Below are 17117 nucleotides of genomic sequence, written 5' to 3'. Positions count from 1 at the left end.
GCAGTTGGAGAGGTCGCACGCCGGGTCGCCGCGACCCAGCGCGATACGGGCGGCGCCATTGAGGCGATTGGCCAGATCGTCGGCCGCGTCAATGCCTTCCAGGCATCGATCGCGTCGGCGGTCGAGGAGCAGACTGCCACGACCCCGGAGATGCAGCGGCGTGGGGGCGAGGCTGCGGCAAGGGATGCGGAGCTTGCCTCCTGTGTCGCCCAGATCACCTATGGCACAAATGGGGCCGTCGTCGGCATCGAGGCCTCGCTCGCTGCCTTGGGCGCGACGTCGGGCCGGCTCGTTCGGCTGCAGGCCGCGGTCGTGGACCTGCGCTCAAGGTGTGCATCCGCTGGCAGTCGTGGTGCACACGCGGATGTCGGTGGATCTCCGCGTGAATACCACGTTGACAGCCGCCTACAGGACCCAGTGCTCCTCGCCGCACGGCTCGAAGCCGTGCTGCACGTTGATGGCGTCGAGCTCCGCTCCCAGCACCTGGAGCTGCGGAGGAGTCATCATCGGCAGGCCCGTGCGCAGCGTCGTGTCCTCGCGCCAGCGGCCCGTGTCGTTCCAGCCGAAGCCGATGAAGTAGCTCGTGCGGCCCCAGACGCCCATGATGCGGCCCGCGATGCTCGGGTCCCAGGCGAGGTCGGCGATGCGGGTATCCATGGTGATGCGCCGCGGCGCGCGTGCCTCACCGGCGGTCTGGACGGTCCAGGTGAACACGCCGGAGCCGACCTCGAACTCGTCGCGGCCGGGCAGGGACACCACGGCGGTGGCGTTCGCGGGGACCTCCGCGGTGACCGTGAGGACACCGTCCTCGAGCGTCCACGCGACGGCGAAGCGGCCATAGGCGCTCTGGTGCGACGTGCTTGCCGACGTGAGCGATCCGCCCGGTCGGGGCGCGATCCGCGCCACCCGGTAGCCCGGCTCGACCGGGGACAGCCCGGCGACGTCGCGGTGCAGCCAGTCGGCCACCGCGCCCAGCGCGTAGTGGTTGAAGGACGTCATCTCGCCGGGGTTGATCGAGCCGTCGGGCAGCATCGAGTCCCAGCGCTCCCAGATGGTGGTCGCGCCCATGGTGACGGGGTAGAGCCACGAGGGCAGGCCGGTCTCGGCGATGAGGCGGTGCGCGACGTCCCTGTGGCCGGTCGAGGAGAGCGCATCGCACAGGAGCGGCGTGCCGACGAACCCGGTGCGGATGCGGAAGCCGTGGCTCACCACGAGCTCGGCAAGGCGATCGCCCGCGGCCTGGCGGCGCTCGTCGCCGTCGAGCAGCCCGAACTGGATCGCGGCGGCGTAGACGGTGTGCGCGTCGGACAGGATGCGGCCGGTGGGCGTCACATAGGTCGCGAGGAAGCCGGCGCGCGTGCGCGCCGCGAGCGCTGCCCACCGGGCCTGGTCCTCGTCGAGACCGAGCACGGTGGCGGCGCGCTCGCACGCCGTGAGGGTGCGGAACAGGTACGCGGTCGCGACGATGTCGGGGTCGGCCTTCGCGGCGGACGGGTTGTGCGGCGGAGCGCTCGGGTCCAGCCAGTCGCCGAACTGGAAGCCGCCGGCCCACAGGCCCTGGTCGTTCGCGCGGTCGAGCACCACCTCGGCCCAGGCCGTCATCGATGCGTACTGGCGGCGCAGCACCTCGCCATCGCCGAGCGCGGTGTAGAGCGCGTCGGGCACCAGCGTCGCGGCGTCGCCCCAGGCGGCCGCGGGCAGCACGGGCGTCGCGGGGGTGGGGTTGGGCACGATCATCGGCACCACGCCGTGGTAGCGACGCTGCTCCGCCGCGAGGTCCTCGAGCCACGAGCCGAGCATCGCGCCGCAGTCGTAGAGGTACGCGGCGGTGGGGGTGAAGACCTGGATGTCGCCGGTCCACCCGAGGCGCTCGTCGCGCTGCGGGCAGTCCGTGGGCAGCGACACGAAGTTGCCGCGGATGCCCCACACGACGTTGCGGTGGAGCTGGGTGAGCAGCGGATCGCTGCACTCCCACCAGCCCGTGCGGGTCATGTCGGTGTGGATCACGACCGCCTCGGCGAGGTCCAGGGCGTCCGCGGACGGCAGCCCGGAGACCTCGGCGTAGCGGAAGCCGTGGAACGTGAAGCGGGGGGCGAAGTCGAGCGTCCCGGAGCTGCCGACCACCAGGGTGTCGGTCGCCGCGGCGTGGCGCAGCGGACGCGTTCCCAGGTCGCCGTTCTCGAGCACCTCGGCATGGCGGAGCGTGATCACGGTGCCGGCCGGGGCCGTCGCCCGGATGCGGAGCCAACCGACCAGGTTCTGGCCCAGGTCGAGGCGGACGGTGCCGTCCTCGAGCACGCTCGTCTCGACGGGAGCGACGGTCTCGATGCGGCGCACCGGCGGCGCAGCGGCGGGCGCGAGCGCGGCGGCGGGGTGGGGGACGATGCGCGCGGGCGCGGCGTCGGCGAAGGCGGGGGCGCCATCGACAGCGATCGCGAGTCCTGCATCGTCCAGGCGCTCGTCGCGACGCTCGCCCTGGTAGATCGATGCCGAGACGGTCGGGCCCGTGCGCGTCGCGAACCAGCCCGCGTCGGAGGCGTGCGCCTCGACGCTGCCGTCCGCGTACTCGAGGCGCAGCTGCATGAGCAGCGAGGTCTCGCCCTCGTACGCGACCGCGAAGTGCCCGTCGAAGCCGAACCGCTCGCGGTGCCAGCCCTCGGCGACCTCGGCGCCCACCACGTTCTCGCCCTCGCGGAGCAGGTCGGTGACCTCGACGGTCTGGTACAGCAGGCGGTCCTGGTACACGGTCCAGCCGGGCGCGAGCACCTCATCGGTCGCGACGGCGCCGTTGACCACGGGCTCGTAGATGCCGAGCGCGGTCGACGTCAGCACGGCGCGCGCCAGCCCCGCGCGGACGGGGACCACCCCGGCGACGCGCAGCGCGGGACGGTCCGCGCCCAGGTCCTCGCCGTCGACAACGGGGGCCGATGCGGTCACGAAGGACGCGGTGAGGTCGTCGGCGGTGAGGGGCCCGGTGAGCGCCTCGATGGGCTCGCTCCACTCGGACCAGTCCTCGCCCTCCGCCCGCACTCGCACCCGCACCGCGCCCGCGGCGTACGGCGTGAGCGGCGCGAACGGCCATGCGACGGCCGCCGAGTCGCGGCCGTCGACCAGGTGCGTGGTGACGGCTCCGGCGAGCGACAGCTCGATCTCGGCGGCGGCCTGGAGCCAGCAGTCCGTCTCGGACGCCGACGCCCAGGTCAGGGTGGGGGTGGGAGAGGCGAGGAAGCGGGGTCCTCCGCGACCGTCGAGCCAGAGCTGCGTCACCTTCGACACGGTGATTCCCTTCATGCGGCGCCAGTACTGAGCGCATGGTCAGATTTGACTCCATTGTGGCACGGCGGAGGCGTCCGGCCGGGCGCAGGGGTCCTAGAGCGGGACCGAGATCAGCTGCTGGATCGCGGCGCGCAGGTCGCCCACCAGGTCCACGTCCTGAGGCCGGTAGAGCCACTGGAGCTGCAGACCGTCCACCAGTGCGACGATCGAGCGCGCGGCATGGCCCGGCTCGACGCCCGGCCTCAGCAGGCCCTCGTCCCGCAGGGCGAGGAAGGACGCGTGGGCCTGCTCGACCAGCCACGAGTAGCGCGTGCTGAAGTAGTTGTGGGCCGGGTGGCCCGCGTCTGTGCCCTCGGCGGAGAGCAGCGTGTAGAGCTGGATCATGCCTGGTTCTTCCACGTTGTCGCGCACCAGGTCGACGAAGGCTCGCAGGTGCGTGAGTCCGGCGGGGAGTGTGCCGACGCGCGCCTCGAACAGCTCGCGGCTGCGCGTGTCCCGCAGGTCGAGCACGGCTTCGAGAAGGTCGATCTTCGAGCCGAAGTGGAAGAGCACGCCGCCTTGGCTGATGCCGACCTTGTCCGCGATATCGCGCAGCGAGCCGTTCTCGTAGCCGTTCGCGGCGAACACGGCGAAGGCCGCTTCGAGGATCTCCTGGCGGCGGGCAGCGGTCTTGGCGTAGCTGCCCCGCGCGGCGCTGCGTGCGGTCATGGCGCACACCGTAGCACCCGAGTGGCGTGTCGAGCCGTGAAAACTAACCGCACGTTCAGGTTCCGTGGTAGGTTCCGTGCGCAGCCGAAGCCGCGGACGGCCGGCCTCCGCACAAGGAATGGGGAACGACGATGTTTCGAAGGACCAGCGTCATCGCAGCGACCACCGCGGGCGTGCTCGCCCTCGCGGCGTGCTCGAGCGCGGGAGGCACCGCCGACCCCTCTCCCTCCGCGGACCCTTCGGTGACCACCACGAGCGCCGCGCATGCCCCGCTGCTGCGCCTCGGCATGGTCGACGCCCCGGGCGAGAACGGCTTCGTCGCCGCCAACATGCGCTTCGCGACGCAGTCCCCGTACGGCCAGGCGGTGTACGACACTCTGGTGCGTTCCGACGAGGAGGGGGCGCCCGTCGAGGGCCTCGCTACCACGTGGGCCTGGGACGTCACGGGCACGATCCTCGAGCTCGAGCTGCGTGAGGGCGTGACCTTCACGGACGGCACGGCGTTCAACGCGGACGCGGCCGTGCAGAACCTTCTCCGCTTCCGCGACGGCTCGGCCGAGAACGCGTCGTGGCTCGCGGGCGTCACGGAGGTGGTCGCGCTCGACGCGCGCCGCGTGCAGATCACGCTCGCCGAGCCCGACCAGGCGCTGCTCACGCACCTGTCGAAGTCCGCCGGCTACATGGAGTCGCCGGCCTCGTTCGACGACCCGGCCCCCGTGGGCACCGGGCCGTACATCCTCGACGAGGCGCGCTCGATCGACGACGCCTCCTACGTGTTCACGGCCAACCCCGAGTACTGGGACCCCGCGAGCCAGCACTACGACGAGATCATCATGAGCGTCTACGAGGAGCCCGACGCGATGCAGAGCGCGCTGCTCAGGTCCGAGCTCGATGCCGCGCTCTACACCGGGTATTCCGGCTTCGACCAGATCGAGGCCGCGGGGTACGCGAGCCACGAGTTCACCCTCGACTGGACCGGGCTGCTCCTGTTCGACCGGAACGGCGCGATCGCGCCCGAGCTGGCCTCGACGCAGGTCCGCCAGGCGATCAACTACGCGATCGACCGCGACCAGATGCTCGAGACGCTGCTCGGGGGCCGCGGCGAGACCACCGCGCAGGTGTTCGGCCCGGACACCGCGGGATACGCCGAGGAGCTCGACACGACGTACATCTACAGCCCCACCAAGGCGCGCTCGCTGCTCGCGGACGCCGGGTACCCCGACGGCTTCACCCTCACCATCCCCACCGTGTCGTTCGTGCCCGGGGCCACCTTCGACCTGCTGGCAGAGCAGCTCGGCGACGTCGGCATCACGGTCGAGTTCGTGGAGGAGTCCACGCAGTCCTACGTCGGTTCGCTCCTCAGCGGGCAGTACGCGGTCGCCTCGATGCAGATCGAGCAGCCGGCGAGCGCGTGGGAAACCTACGCGCTCGAAATCGCCGCGGACTCCCCGTGGAACGTCACGCACCGCTCCGACGAGTGGATCGACGAGCTCGGCGAGAAGATCGCGACGGGCGACATCGCCGCCGCGGCGGCGCTCAACAAGTACGTGGTCAACGAGGCCTGGTTCGCCCCGTGGTACCGCAACCTCCAGGTGTTCTACACGGCGCCTGGCACCGATGTGACCCTCCAGGTGGGCAACGCGTACCCGTACCTCTGGAACATCGGCCCCTCGGCCTCCTGACCCTCGCCGATGCGGGCCCTGGGCCCGCATCGGCATGAGCGCGCCCGCGGTCCCCGCGTGAGGCGCCTCCCACCCCTCTCCCACCGAAAGCAGGACACCCACCATGACCACGGCTTCCGCCGCGCTGTTCGACCTGGACGGCGTCATCGTCGACACCGCAGTCCACCACTTCGCCGCGTGGCGTCAGACCGCCGATCAGCTCGGCTTCACCCTCGCCGACGAGGACGAGGAGCTGCTCAAGGGCGTGGGGCGCATGGACGCGCTGCGCATCGTGCTCGGCATCGGCGGCGTCGAGGTCGACGACGCGACCGCGCTGCACCTCGCCGAGGAGAAGAACGCGCGCTATGTCGACGCGATCGCCTCGATCACCCCGGCCGACATGCTTCCCGGCGCGCTCGAGACCCTCGAGGACCTCCGCGCCCGGGGGATCCGCACGGCGCTCGGCTCGGCCAGCCGCAACGCGCCGCTGATCCTCGAGCGCCTGGGCATCACCCACCTGTTCGACGCGATCGTGGACGGCTCCGTGGTCACCGAGGCGAAGCCGCACCCGCGGGTGTTCCTCGAGGGCGCTCGTGCGCTCGGCGTCGACCCCTCGACCTGCATCGTCTTCGAGGACGCGATCGCCGGCGTGCAGGCAGCGAAGGCCGCCGGCATGACCGCGGTCGGCATCGGCGTCCCCGCCGTCCTCACGCAGGCCGATGCGGTGATCCCCGGGCTCCATGCGGTCGCCGACCTCGCCGCGCACGGCATCGGCTTCGCCGCCGCACGCGCGTCCGTCGACACCGCCGTCCGCCTCGACGCCGCGCCGTTCAGCCTCGACGCCGACGCCCAGGCCTGGGTGCACGACACCCTCGCGGGCCTCAGCACCGAGCAGAAGGTGGGCCAGCTGTTCTGCCTGCTCGGCATGCCCGGCACCACCGAGCAGATCGATGCCGAGCTCGCGGTCGCGGAGCCGGGCGGCTACATGCGACGCCCGTCCCTCTCGCACGAGATCATCGAGCTCAACCGCTACATCCAGTCCAGGTGCACGGTGCCCGCGCTGATCGCGGCGAACCTCGAGGCGGGCGCCTCGGGCGCGGCCTTCGACCAGACGTCGATGGGCTCGCCGCTCCAGGCCGCCGCCACCGGGGACGCGCAGTCGGCCTACCGCATGGGCGCGGTGTGCGCGGTCCAGGGCCGCGCGATGGGCGTCAACTGGGCGTTCTCGCCCATCGTCGACATCCAGACCAACCCGCACAACCCCATCGTCCTCAACCGCGGCTTCGGCTCGGACACCGCCACCGTGCGCGACATGGGTGTCGAGTTCGTGCATGGTCTGCAGGACAACGGCGTCGCCGCGTCGGTCAAGCACTGGCCGGGGGACGGCGTGGACGACCGCGACCAGCACCTCATCACCACGGTCAACACGATGTCCACCGAGGAGTGGGACGCGACCTTCGGCGAGGTCTACCAGGCCGTCATCGACGCGGGTGCGTTCACCGTCATGGCCGCGCACATCGCGCTGCCGTCCTACTCGCGCGCGCTGCGCCCCGGCATCGCCGACGAGGACATCCTGCCGGCCTCGCTCGCGCCCGAGATCACCACCGACCTGCTGCGCGGGAAGCTCGGCTTCAACGGCCTGGTGGTCACCGACGCGACGCTCATGGCGGGCATGCAGATGTCGATGCCGCGCGCCCAGGCGGTCCCGCGGTCGATCGCCGCCGGCTGCGACATGTTCCTCTTCGCGGACGACTACGCCGCCGACTACGCCCACATGCTTGCGGGCGTCGAGGCGGGCATCGTCACCTCGGAGCGCCTCGACGACGCGGTGACGCGCGTCCTCGCGCTCAAGGCGGCGCTCGGCCTCCACACGGCAACGCGCGAGCAGCTCACCCCGGGCCTCGAGGGCGTGAACCGCGGCATGCACGAGGGCTGGGCCGCCCAGCAGGCCGATGCGGCCGTCACCCTGGTGAAGGACCGGGAGGAAGGCCTCCTCCCGCTGTCCCCGGAGCGCACGCCGCGCGTGCTGCTGTACTCGCTGCGCGGCGGTGCGATGCCGTCGACCGCGGCGGCCGACAAGCTCGCGGCGGCGCTCGGGGAGCGCGGCTTCGAGGCGACGGTCCACGACGATCCGCCGCGCGAGGCGACGATGTTCCGCAACGTGGGCCGTGACGGCGCGATCGTCGGCGACGACCTCCGCGACAGCTACGACCTGGTGATCTACGTCGCGGACGTGCCGCCGACGTCGAACCACCCGACCGCGCGTCTCGACTGGACCTTCTGGACCGCGGCGAACCTGCCGCGCTTCACGCACGAGGTCCCCACCATCGTGGTGTCGGTCGCCAACCCGTTCCACCTGCAGGATGTCCCGCGCGTCAAGACGTACATCAACGCGTACGCGTCGAACGACGCCACGATCTCCGCGGTCGCCGCGAAGCTCACGGGCGAGTCGGAGTTCCGGGGCGTGAGCCCGGTCGACCCGTTCATGGGCTACTGGGACGCGCGGCTCTAGAGCGTCCGGCGCACCGTCCCACGAGGGGCCCTGAGGGGAGAGGGCGGTGCGCCGGGCTTCATGCCCGGTCGAGCGTCACCGTGACCGGGACGCTCTCGAACCCTCGAAGCGTGTTGTTCGGGTGGTGGCGGACCCGTCCCGCCGGCGCGATCTCCGCGACGCGCTCGAGGAGCGCGCCGAGGACCGCTGTCGCCTCGAGCCGCGCCACGTGCTGGCCGACGCACTGGTGGATGCCCATCCCGAAGCCCACGTGGCCGGACGGGTCGCGATCGAGGTCGAACGCGTCCGGGCGGTCCCACCGCCGCGGGTCGCGGTTCGCGGCTCCCAGGAACATCAGCACCTTGCGATCGGGCTCGAGCGTGATCCTCGCGATGGTGGTGGGCACGCGCGTGGTGCGAAAGAAGGTCTGGACCGGGGACTGCAGCCGCACCGCCTCCTCGAAGGCGCGAGGCAGCAGCGCGGGCTGCGCGCGCAGCCGCTCCCACGCGCCCGGCGTGGTGGACACCGCGTGCACCACCGCGGCGATCCCCGTCACGGTGGTGTCCACGCCCGCCGTCAGCAGCGAGCGCACCATGAGCGGGGCCTGCTCGGGCGTGATGTCGCCGCGATCCGCGGACGCCCAGATCTCCGCCCCGAAGCCCTCGGGGGCGAGGTTCTCGCGACGGCACTGCTCGCCGATCCACGCGATGGTGGGGCCGATGCCTGCCTGCGCCTTCGCGACCAGGCCCTCCTGCGGCCCGAACGCGTTGAAGGCGAAGTCGCCGTAGGGGAGCAGGTTCTCGCGCCCGTCCGGTCCCAGCCCGACGGCGTCCGGGAACACGCGCAGGGGGAAGGCCTCGGCGAGCTCGGTCACCGCGTCGAAGGTGGTGCCGCGCTCCAGCACGGCGTCGACGAGCACGCGGGCATCGGCACGCCACCGCTCCTCGAGCGCCCGCAGGCGTCGCGGGGAGAGGATCTCCTGGAGCACGTACCGGGGCGCGTCGTGGCGCGGGGGATCGGCCTCGAGGAGCACGCTGGGCGGGCGCCAGGGCTTCTCATGGTGGAAGTTCGCGAGGCCCACGCCGGCGGAGGACTGCAGCGACTGCCAGTCCGTGAGCGCGCAGTGCACGTCCTCGTAGCGTCCGATCGCGTACACGTCGTGGCGGGGGAGGTGCACCACGGGCGCGGTCTCGCGCAGCGCGGTGACGAACGGCCACGGGTCCTCGAGGAACTCGGGCGAGAACGGGTCGACGTCCGACGTCGGGACGGCGGTGGCGGTGGTCGGGGTCATGGCGTTCCTTCAGGCGGTCAGAGATCGAGGACGAGGCGGCGGTCGAGGCAGCGGCTCACGCACGGCAGCAGGCATGCGCCCTCGTCGCGGGAACGCTCATCGAGCACGGAGTCGCGATGGTCCGGGGTGCCCTCGAGCACGTTCGTCTCGCAGGTCCCGCACACCCCCTGGGCGCACGAGGTGATGACGTCGACGCCCACGCGGCGCAGCGCTGCGACGATCGTCTCGTCGGCGCCGACGGGAGTGGCGACACCTGAACGGGCCGCCACCACCTCGAAGGGCGTGCGAGGGCGGTCGTCCGCGCGGGCGGCGAAGCGCTCCATGCGGGGCGCATGGCCCAGCGCGGGCGCCCAGGCCTCCACGGCGTCGAGCATCCGTTCCGGGCCGCACGCGTAGACCTGCACCGCTGGATCGTCCGGGCGGAAGGAGTCCAGGTCCGCGCGCCCGTCGACGTCCTTGGCGTGGACCGTCACGCGGTCGCCGAGCGCCTCGAGCTCGTCCAGGTAAGGCAGCGAGGCGCGGCTGCGACCCAGGTACGCGAGGCGCCAGTCGAGTTCGAGGGCGATCGCCTGATGAAGCATGGGCAGCATCGGGGTGATGCCGATGCCGCCCGCGATCAGCAGCACGCGCGGCGCGGGCGTCATGCGGAAGTTGTTGCGCGGGCCCGCGAACTCGAGGCGGTCCCCGATCTGCGCCTCGTCGTGGAGGTAGACCGAGCCGCCGCGGCCCTGCGCCTCGCGACGCACCGCGATGCGGTACGTGTGCGCGTCCCAGCGGTCCCCGCACAGCGAGTACTGACGCGAACGGCCGTCGGGGAGCACCAGGTCCAGGTGCGCGCCGGGCGCCCAGTCGGGCAGCCGCGCGCCGTCCGGCCGGCGCAGCGTGAGCTCGACCGTGTCCTCCGCGACCTCGCGGCGCGCATCGACCACGAGCGTGCGGACGCCGGCGACGGCGGGCGCGGGCTGGGGTCGCGCATCGTCCTGCGTGGTTGTCATGGATCCCTCCTCGGTCGGGGTGGGCGGCCGGCCCGCATGCCGTGCCTCCCGCGGAGGCGTCCGGTATGCGGGCCGGGCCCTGTCAGGCGATCGCGGAGACGGCCGGTTCCTGGCGTCGCAGTGCGATGCCCAGGCCCACGGCCATGACCGCCGCGATGACGCCCACGGCGCCGACGGCCACGGTGAGCGCGCCGGTCGCGTTGCTGAGCCCCGTCATGAGCAGCGGGGTGAGGAACTGGCCGAGGAAGAACGCCGAGTTCCACCAGCCGGTCGAGCGGCCGCGCTCCTCGAAGCGCAGCGGCGCGATGGTCCACGTCACGAGCGTCGGCAGCAGCAGGCCAGAGCCCGCGGACGCGATCACGGCGCCGACCCCCACCCCCGCGAACGAGGTCCCGGCGGCCCAGATCACCAGCATGCCCGCCGCCTGCAGCCCGAAGGCCACGGGCAGCAGCCGCTTGGGCTGGAGCCGTGCGACCCGGGCGAAGGTGAACGCGCCCACCGCGGTGGCGAGCGACGCGATCGCGGAGACCATGCCGATCTTCCCCGTGTCCTCCGGGGCGACGCCGGTGCCGACCACCAGGTAGCTGGCCTCGATGATGAGGACGTAGAAGGAGAAGCCGCCGAACAGCGTCACTGCGAGCGGGAAGGCGATGCGCGACCACGGCACGCGGACCTTCTCCCCGGCGGCCACGTGGGTGTCCGTCGAGTCGGTGCGGCTGGGCTCCCACAGCGAGACCGCCATGAGCACCGCGAGGACGATCGCGATCGAGTACACCCAGAACGGCGTGTGCCAGCCGCCGACGCCGAGCGCGCCGCCGATCGCGATGAACACCGTGGCGCCCAGGGTGGTCGCGACCGTCTGGAGGCCCAGGTACCTGTTGCGCCTCTCGGGGTCGTGGAAGTAGTCGACGATGAGCGTGGTGCAGGCGGTCATGATGGCCGCCTCGCACACGCCGACGAGCACGCGGCTCGCGAGGATCGCCTGGAGGTCGTCGAGCAGCGCGGGCGCGGTGCCGGCGAGCGCGTAGGCGACCATCGCGACGACGAGCAGCGTGCGCCGACCGAGCCGGTCGACGATCTGCCCGGCGAACGGAGCGAAGATCGCGATCATGAGCGCCGGGATCGCGACGATCATGGGGACGAGCACATCGGCGCCGGGTTGCGCGCCGAAGTGCTCGGAGAGCTGGGGCAGGATCGGGGTGATGAGCACGGAGCCCATGACGGGCATGCAGCTGCCCGCGAGGAGGAGCGCCGCCTGCCAGCCTGTGGCTCGACGGCTCTGAGCCGCGGCGGGCGCGGTCTCGGTGATCGGATTCGCCATTGAATCTCCCGGGTGAGATGGATGATTCAGACGCGCGTGCGTGCGCGGCTGCGTGCCCGTGCGGGCGGGATGGCAGGGGGTTCGGCGGCGAGGCCGACCGTGCCGTGGAGGGTACCGATGCCCTGGACGCGGAGGACCACCTCGTCCCCCGCGGACAGCGGCGCGGGCAGGAGGCCGCCGGAGCGGCCCCAGAGCTCGGCCAGGCAGCCGCCGTTGCCGGCGGTGCCTGAGCCGAGCACATCGCCCGGGACGATGCGCGAGTCCCGGGACGCGTAGGCGGCCAGCTCCGCGAAGGGCCAGCCCATGTTCGACAGCAGGTCGTGCCCGACCCGCACGTCGTTGACGTACGCCTCGACCTCCAGGTCGAGGAAGCCGTCATCGTCGAGATACGGCGCAAGCTCGTCCGCGGTCACGATCCAGGGGCCGAGCGACGTGCCGAAGTCCTTGCCCTTGCATGGGCCCAGGCGCACCTGCATCTCGCGGCCCTGCACATCGCGCGCCGACCAGTCGTTCATGACGGTGAAGCCGAACAGGTGGCGCGCAGCCGCAGCGGGGGAGAGGTTGCGCCCGTCGGAGCGCTCGACGGCGCCGACCACCGCCGCGACCTCGAGTTCGAAGTCGAGCCGTGCGGTCAGCGGCGGCGTCACCACGGCGCGGTCGGCGAGCAGCGTGTGCGGGTTCGTGAAGTAGAACGTGGGCGCCGCGTACCACTCGTCGGGGACGTGGCTCGCGCCGTCGATCGCGGCGCTCACCCCCTCGACGTGCTCCTCGAACGCGACGAAGTCGCGCACGCTCGCCGCCTCCAGCGGCACCAGCAGCTCGACCTGGTCCAGGGGAACGGTCCGGGCGGTGTCGGCCCACGCGGCGACCTCGTCGAGGTGCGCCAGCCCGAGCGCCAGAGCGTCGGCTACCGTGCGGCCGCCGGCGAACGGGACCGCCGCATCGTCCTGGAGGACGCCGTCGTGGACGGCGCCCTCCAGGCTCCAGCGGGCGAGCCTCACGCGGGCACGCTCACCCGCTGCGCGACGCTCGCGACCAGCCCGGGCACGTCGGCGTCACGGCGTCCCTCGAGGAGCCAGTCGCCCAGCTGCACCGAGGAGCGCACCACCATGGTCGCGCGCTCGACGCGGCGCTCGTGGAACTCGTCCCACATCGCCTGGTCGATACGACCGCCGCGCAGGACCAGCTCGCCCAGCACCTCGGCGTCCTCGAGCGCCTGCGCCGCGCCCTGCGCGATGGTCGGCGGGCACGAGTGCGCCGCATCCCCGATGCACACGGCACGTCCGCGGTTCCAAGCGCCGTCGATCACGTGCTCGGTGAACCACGTGTAGTTGACGTGGGACGCGGTCGACAGGTTGTCGCGGATGTGGTTCCACGGGCCGTCGTAGGCCATCGACTGCCCCCGCATGATCTCCACCGCCTGCTCATCGGTGACGTCCACGTGCTCCTTGGCGTCCTCGACCAGGAACGCGTACATCGAGTCCTCGCCGGTGGGGGTGTAGCCGGCGATGTACATGGGGCCGCCGTAGTACAGCTCCGTGTGGGTCACCTCCGCAGGTCGCGGGACGAAAGCGCGCCAGATCCCCATGCCGGTGCGACGCGGGTGGAGGTCGATCCCGATCGCGGAGCGGACCGCCGAGTGCAGCCCGTCGGCCCCGACCAGCAGGTCGTACGTGCCCCTCTGCTCGCCGTTGACCTCGACGTCGACGTCGGTGTCGCGGCTGGTGCAGCCGGTCACCGCACTCGCGTGGTGGAGGCGGGCACCCGCATCGAGCGCCGCATCCGTGAGGATGCGGGCGAGTTCGGGGCGGTACATGCCCATCCCGGCGGGGAAGGCGGGTCCGCCCATGCTGATCTCCGGCATGTCGGCGACGATCACGGCGCCCGGTCCAGGCGCCCGCAGCGTGAGGCCGTTGAAGGCGTACCCGGCCTCCTGGATCTGCTCCCACACCCCGAGCCGGTCGAAGGCCCGCAGTGCGTTGCCCTGAAGCGTGATGCCCGAGCCGAGCGCGCTCACGCACTCGGCCTTGTCGAACATCTCCACCTCGAGGCCCGCGCGGGCGAGCTGGATGGCGAGCGCGGTGGCGGCGAGCCCGCCTCCTGCGATGGCGACACGCGTCGTTGCGGTCATGGTGATCTTCCTTCCTTCCGGGGCTACAGCAGGGCGATCGGGTTGACGGGGGAGCCGACCGCGCCCGTGATGGGCAGCGGCGCGGCGGTGAGGAGGAACTCGTAGCACGACGATGCGGCGCATGCGACGGCGAGGCCGTCGAGGTCCCACATCTCGCCGATGGTGAGGCCCATGTGCGGGATCACCACCTGGTGTAGCGGCTGGAACGCGTCGTCGAACTCGTTGGGACGGACCTCGAAGCCCCAGGTGTCGGTCGCGATCGCCGCGATGTCGCGGTCGCGCAGCCACGTGGCGGTCGCGAAGGACAGGCCCGGTGCCGGGCCGCCGGCGTAGTCGCCCCAGCCCTCGCGGCGTGCGCGCGACAGCTGCCCCGTGCGGACCAGGACGATGTCGCCTGAGCCCACCTCGCTGGAGGCGCCCTGGGCCTCGATGCAGGCATCGAGGTCGCTCGCGGTGATCGCGTAGCCGTCCTCGAGCTCGCCGCTGTCCGGGCGCAGGTGGCGGCCCAGGTCGAGCAGCACGCCGCGGCCCGTGACCAGTGCCGCCGCATGCTCGATGCCGGTGACGATGTCGCCGGCGGAGGTCACCACCTCGCCTGCCCGGCGGCCGTTCCAGGCGATGCCGTGGTCGAAGATGTGCCCGAGCCCGTCCCACTGCGTGGAGCACTGGAGCGGCATCGCGATCACGTCGTCCGCGCCGCCGATGCCATGCGGGAAGCCCGGTTGGCCGCGCTCGGCGTCCGTGCCCGTGTCGAGCATCGTGTGCACGGGGTTGGTGCGACGGCGCCACCCGCGCTGAGGTCCGTTCATGTCGAAGGTCTGCGACAGGGAGATCGAGGCGCCCGTGCGGACGAGCGCCGCGGCCCGTGCGCGGGCCGCGTCATCGATGAGGTTGAGCGTGCCCACCGCATCGTCCTCGCCCCAGCGACCCCAGTTGCTCACGGCGCTCGCCATGGCCGCGATGGCGGCCTCCGGATCGCGAGGATCGAAGCGCGCCATCGTGGCGATGGCGGCCTCCGGATCGCGAGGATCGAAGCCTGCGGATGTGACGCCCATGTCGCTCCTTAGGACGCCTCATCGCGTCCAGGGCCTAGTCAAGCGTGGACGGGCGCATCAGCAAACACGAATTCAGCGATGCGCACTATTCGCGGAGCTGATACGGCGCTATGGTCGCCGCATGGACCTTCGCAGCCTCGACATGAACCTGCTCCTGCCGCTGCACGCGCTGCTCGAGGAGCGCAGCGTGTCGCGCGCGGCCGAGCGTCTGAGCCTGAGCCAGCCCGCGCTGTCGGCCTCGCTCGCGAAGCTCCGGCGGCTGTTCGGCGACGAGCTGCTGGTGCGTCACGGCAACACCTACGAGCTCAGCCCGCTCGCTCAGGCGCTGCGGGAGCGCACGTGGGCGGCGGTCCAGACGATGGACCGCCTGTTCTCCGCGCAGGCGGAGTTCGACCCGGCCACGAGCGACCGCGACTTCCGCATCCTGGGCGCGGACTACGCGTTCCGCATTGCAGGGCGCGAGATCTCCATGGCGGTGTCCGCCGCGGCACCGCGGGCGCGGCTGACCTTCGAGACCCTGACCCGGGAGACCCTCGAGGCCGCGCCGGACTCGCTGCGCGACTGCGACGGCATGATCCTCCCGCACGGGTTCATCGGCTCGGAGCGCTACCTCGACCTGCTCGACGACCGCTGGGTCGTGGTGGCATGGGAGGACAACGACGAGGTCGGCGACGTCCTCGCGATCGAGGACCTGGCGAGCCTGCCGTGGGTGCTCGCGATGAACCGCACCACCCAGTACACGCCGGCGGTGCGCCAGATGCAGACGCTCGGGATCGAGCCGCGTGTCGAGGTGGTGACGCCGAGCTTCGCCACCCTGCCCGCGCTGGTCGCGGGCACGCGGCGGCTCGGGCTGCTGCAGGAGCGCCTCGCGCTCGCGGTCAGAAGCCTCCATGGGCTGCGGATCCTCGACTTCCCCGTGCCGATCGCCCCCATCAAGGACGCGTTCTGGTGGAACGGCCTCTACGACTCGGACCCCGGGCACCAGTGGCTACGGGCGCTGCTCGCCGAGGTCGCGACGGGCATGAGGGTGCCCGACGGCGGCGCCTGAGCCCATGTGTAGGCGCCGCCGTCGGGACAGGGGGAGGAGCGTCAGCCCCGGCCGTGCGTGGCGTAGGGGTTGAACAGGAGCTCCTTGATCTCGTCGGGCACGCCCTCCTCGGTGGCGGACGGGCCGTCGGCGGGCGGGAAGGACTCGGTCATCGACATCGGCATCTGGCTGTTGCGGTAGAAGTTGTTCGAGCCGAGCGATGGGGTCCAGGTCTGGACCTCCCAGTCCGGTACGTAGTTGCGGTAGCCGCCCGTGTTGACCTCGATGCGCAGGGCCGAGGGCTCGCGGAAGTAGAGGAAGTTCTGCTCGCCGATGCCGTGGATCGACGGACCGTACTCGATGTCCGTGCCGTTCTCCATGAGCACGTCGGCGCACTGGAGCAGGTCCTCGCGGGTGTCGACCCAGAACGCGTAGTGGTTGACACGGCCCGCACGGGTGGAGCCGTCCAGCACCACGCCGAGGTCGTGGGACTTCTCGTTGGTGGTGATGACGGAGAACACCGAGATCGGGGCCTCGTCGAGCACCGTGCGCGCCATGATGCGGAAGCCGAGCACGTCGCGGTACCAGGCGGCGAACGCGTCGACGTCGCTCGTGGCGATGGTGACGTGGTCGAGCTGCCGGGGCGCGCCCAGGTGGCGGCTGCGGCGCTGGGGCCGGTCGGGGTAGATCGAGGCCTGGTTCCCGGTCGCGTGGTAGTGCTCGACATCCCAGTGGAGGGTCATCGAGTGGCCCCACGGGCCGACGAACTCGAAGGTGCGACCGGTGGTGTGGCCGTCGATCCAGCGGCCCTCGATGCCGGCCTCCTGGACGCGGCGGGCCGCCTCCTCGAGCGCCTCGGGGCTCGACGTGCGCCACGCCATGGTCGACAGCGACGGCTCGGGGCCGGGCCTCACGACCACGCTGTAGCGGTAGTAGTCGCCCCAGCACCGCAGGTAGACGTCCTCTCCGATGCGGTCGGTGACGGTGAGGCCCACCTGCTCCTCGTAGAACTTGACGGAGGCCTCGACGTCCGGCGAGGTCACGGCGACGTAGGACAGGTGCGACAGCAGCGAGATCATCGTCGATCCTTTCGGTTGGCCCGGCGTCGTTGCCGGCACGCGTCCCACTATCGCCAGCCGCGGGTTATCAGGGAATGCCGAT

The 17117-nt window shown here is 71.9% G+C and carries 12 protein-coding genes; 3 read left to right on the top strand and 9 right to left on the bottom strand.

Going from position 1 to position 17117, the window contains the following annotated elements:
• Positions 1-405: 405 nt before the first annotated feature.
• On the bottom strand, positions 406-3291 hold the full coding sequence (locus AOM00_RS03505; RefSeq protein WP_082096514.1) for an alpha-L-rhamnosidase: 2886 nt from the start codon (positions 3289-3291) through the stop codon (positions 406-408).
• A gap of 78 nt (positions 3292-3369) precedes the next feature.
• Positions 3370-3984: a TetR/AcrR family transcriptional regulator gene (locus AOM00_RS03500; protein ID WP_062315991.1), complete on the bottom strand. Its 615-nt coding sequence runs from the start codon at positions 3982-3984 to the stop codon at positions 3370-3372.
• Positions 3985-4115: 131 nt separating this feature from the next.
• Here AOM00_RS03500 and AOM00_RS03495 point away from each other — a divergent pair, with 131 nt between their 5' ends.
• The gene (locus AOM00_RS03495) at positions 4116-5666 is read left to right on the top strand and encodes an ABC transporter substrate-binding protein (protein ID WP_062516454.1); all 1551 of its coding nucleotides are present in this window, start codon (positions 4116-4118) and stop codon (positions 5664-5666) included.
• 103 nt (positions 5667-5769) lie between these two features.
• A complete protein-coding gene (pgmB, locus tag AOM00_RS03490) occupies positions 5770-8157 on the top strand; it encodes a beta-phosphoglucomutase (RefSeq protein ID WP_082099348.1) in 2388 nt (795 codons plus the stop codon).
• A gap of 58 nt (positions 8158-8215) precedes the next feature.
• Here the strand turns inward: pgmB and AOM00_RS03485 are convergent, their stop codons facing one another.
• From AOM00_RS03485 to AOM00_RS03460, 6 genes are all read right to left on the bottom strand, one after another.
• A complete protein-coding gene (locus AOM00_RS03485; RefSeq protein ID WP_062315994.1) occupies positions 8216-9427 on the bottom strand; it encodes a cytochrome P450 in 1212 nt (403 codons plus the stop codon).
• Between the two features lie 17 nt (positions 9428-9444).
• Positions 9445-10422, bottom strand: a complete 978-nt coding sequence (locus AOM00_RS03480; RefSeq protein WP_062315996.1) for a PDR/VanB family oxidoreductase — start codon at positions 10420-10422, stop codon at positions 9445-9447.
• A gap of 82 nt (positions 10423-10504) precedes the next feature.
• On the bottom strand, positions 10505-11743 hold the full coding sequence (locus AOM00_RS03475) for an MFS transporter (RefSeq protein WP_062315997.1): 1239 nt from the start codon (positions 11741-11743) through the stop codon (positions 10505-10507).
• 26 nt (positions 11744-11769) lie between these two features.
• Complete coding sequence (locus AOM00_RS03470) at positions 11770-12744, bottom strand: fumarylacetoacetate hydrolase family protein (RefSeq protein WP_062315999.1); 975 nt, start codon at positions 12742-12744, stop codon at positions 11770-11772.
• Positions 12741-13874 (bottom strand): FAD-dependent monooxygenase, encoded by a 1134-nt coding sequence (locus AOM00_RS03465; protein WP_062316000.1) that lies wholly within the window; start codon positions 13872-13874, stop codon positions 12741-12743. The genes AOM00_RS03470 and AOM00_RS03465 overlap by 4 nt, the downstream gene beginning before the upstream one ends.
• A 23-nt stretch (positions 13875-13897) precedes the next feature.
• A complete protein-coding gene (locus tag AOM00_RS03460; RefSeq protein WP_062316929.1) occupies positions 13898-14872 on the bottom strand; it encodes a cyclase family protein in 975 nt (324 codons plus the stop codon).
• 178 nt (positions 14873-15050) lie between these two features.
• Here AOM00_RS03460 and AOM00_RS03455 point away from each other — a divergent pair, with 178 nt between their 5' ends.
• A complete protein-coding gene (locus AOM00_RS03455; RefSeq protein WP_062316002.1) occupies positions 15051-15977 on the top strand; it encodes a LysR family transcriptional regulator in 927 nt (308 codons plus the stop codon).
• Positions 15978-16018: 41 nt separating this feature from the next.
• Here the strand turns inward: AOM00_RS03455 and AOM00_RS03450 are convergent, their stop codons facing one another.
• Positions 16019-17035 (bottom strand): VOC family protein, encoded by a 1017-nt coding sequence (locus tag AOM00_RS03450; protein ID WP_062316003.1) that lies wholly within the window; start codon positions 17033-17035, stop codon positions 16019-16021.
• Positions 17036-17117: the final 82 nt, after the last annotated feature.

Source organism: Demequina gelatinilytica, from assembly GCF_000971115.1.
Classification (GTDB): Bacteria; Actinomycetota; Actinomycetes; order Actinomycetales; family Demequinaceae; genus Demequina; species Demequina gelatinilytica.
Note: the sequence above shows the minus strand (reverse complement) of the source record. Positions and strands in the feature narration are given on the sequence as shown.

Excerpts from the sequence above, each read along its gene's own strand:
- AOM00_RS03505 (WP_082096514.1), bottom strand. The coding sequence starts at position 3,291 with ATGAAGGGAATCACCGTGTCGAAGGTGACGCAGCTCTGGCTCGACGGT.
- pgmB (WP_082099348.1), top strand. The coding sequence starts at position 5,770 with ATGACCACGGCTTCCGCCGCGCTGTTCGACCTGGACGGCGTCATCGTC.
- AOM00_RS03475 (WP_062315997.1), bottom strand. The coding sequence starts at position 11,743 with ATGGCGAATCCGATCACCGAGACCGCGCCCGCCGCGGCTCAGAGCCGT.
- AOM00_RS03455 (WP_062316002.1), top strand. The coding sequence starts at position 15,051 with ATGGACCTTCGCAGCCTCGACATGAACCTGCTCCTGCCGCTGCACGCG.
- AOM00_RS03460 (WP_062316929.1), bottom strand. The coding sequence starts at position 14,872 with ATGGCGCGCTTCGATCCTCGCGATCCGGAGGCCGCCATCGCGGCCATG.
- AOM00_RS03485 (WP_062315994.1), bottom strand. The coding sequence starts at position 9,427 with ATGACCCCGACCACCGCCACCGCCGTCCCGACGTCGGACGTCGACCCG.
- AOM00_RS03480 (WP_062315996.1), bottom strand. The coding sequence starts at position 10,422 with ATGACAACCACGCAGGACGATGCGCGACCCCAGCCCGCGCCCGCCGTC.
- AOM00_RS03495 (WP_062516454.1), top strand. The coding sequence starts at position 4,116 with ATGTTTCGAAGGACCAGCGTCATCGCAGCGACCACCGCGGGCGTGCTC.
- AOM00_RS03465 (WP_062316000.1), bottom strand. The coding sequence starts at position 13,874 with ATGACCGCAACGACGCGTGTCGCCATCGCAGGAGGCGGGCTCGCCGCC.
- AOM00_RS03500 (WP_062315991.1), bottom strand. The coding sequence starts at position 3,984 with ATGACCGCACGCAGCGCCGCGCGGGGCAGCTACGCCAAGACCGCTGCC.
- AOM00_RS03450 (WP_062316003.1), bottom strand. The coding sequence starts at position 17,035 with ATGATCTCGCTGCTGTCGCACCTGTCCTACGTCGCCGTGACCTCGCCG.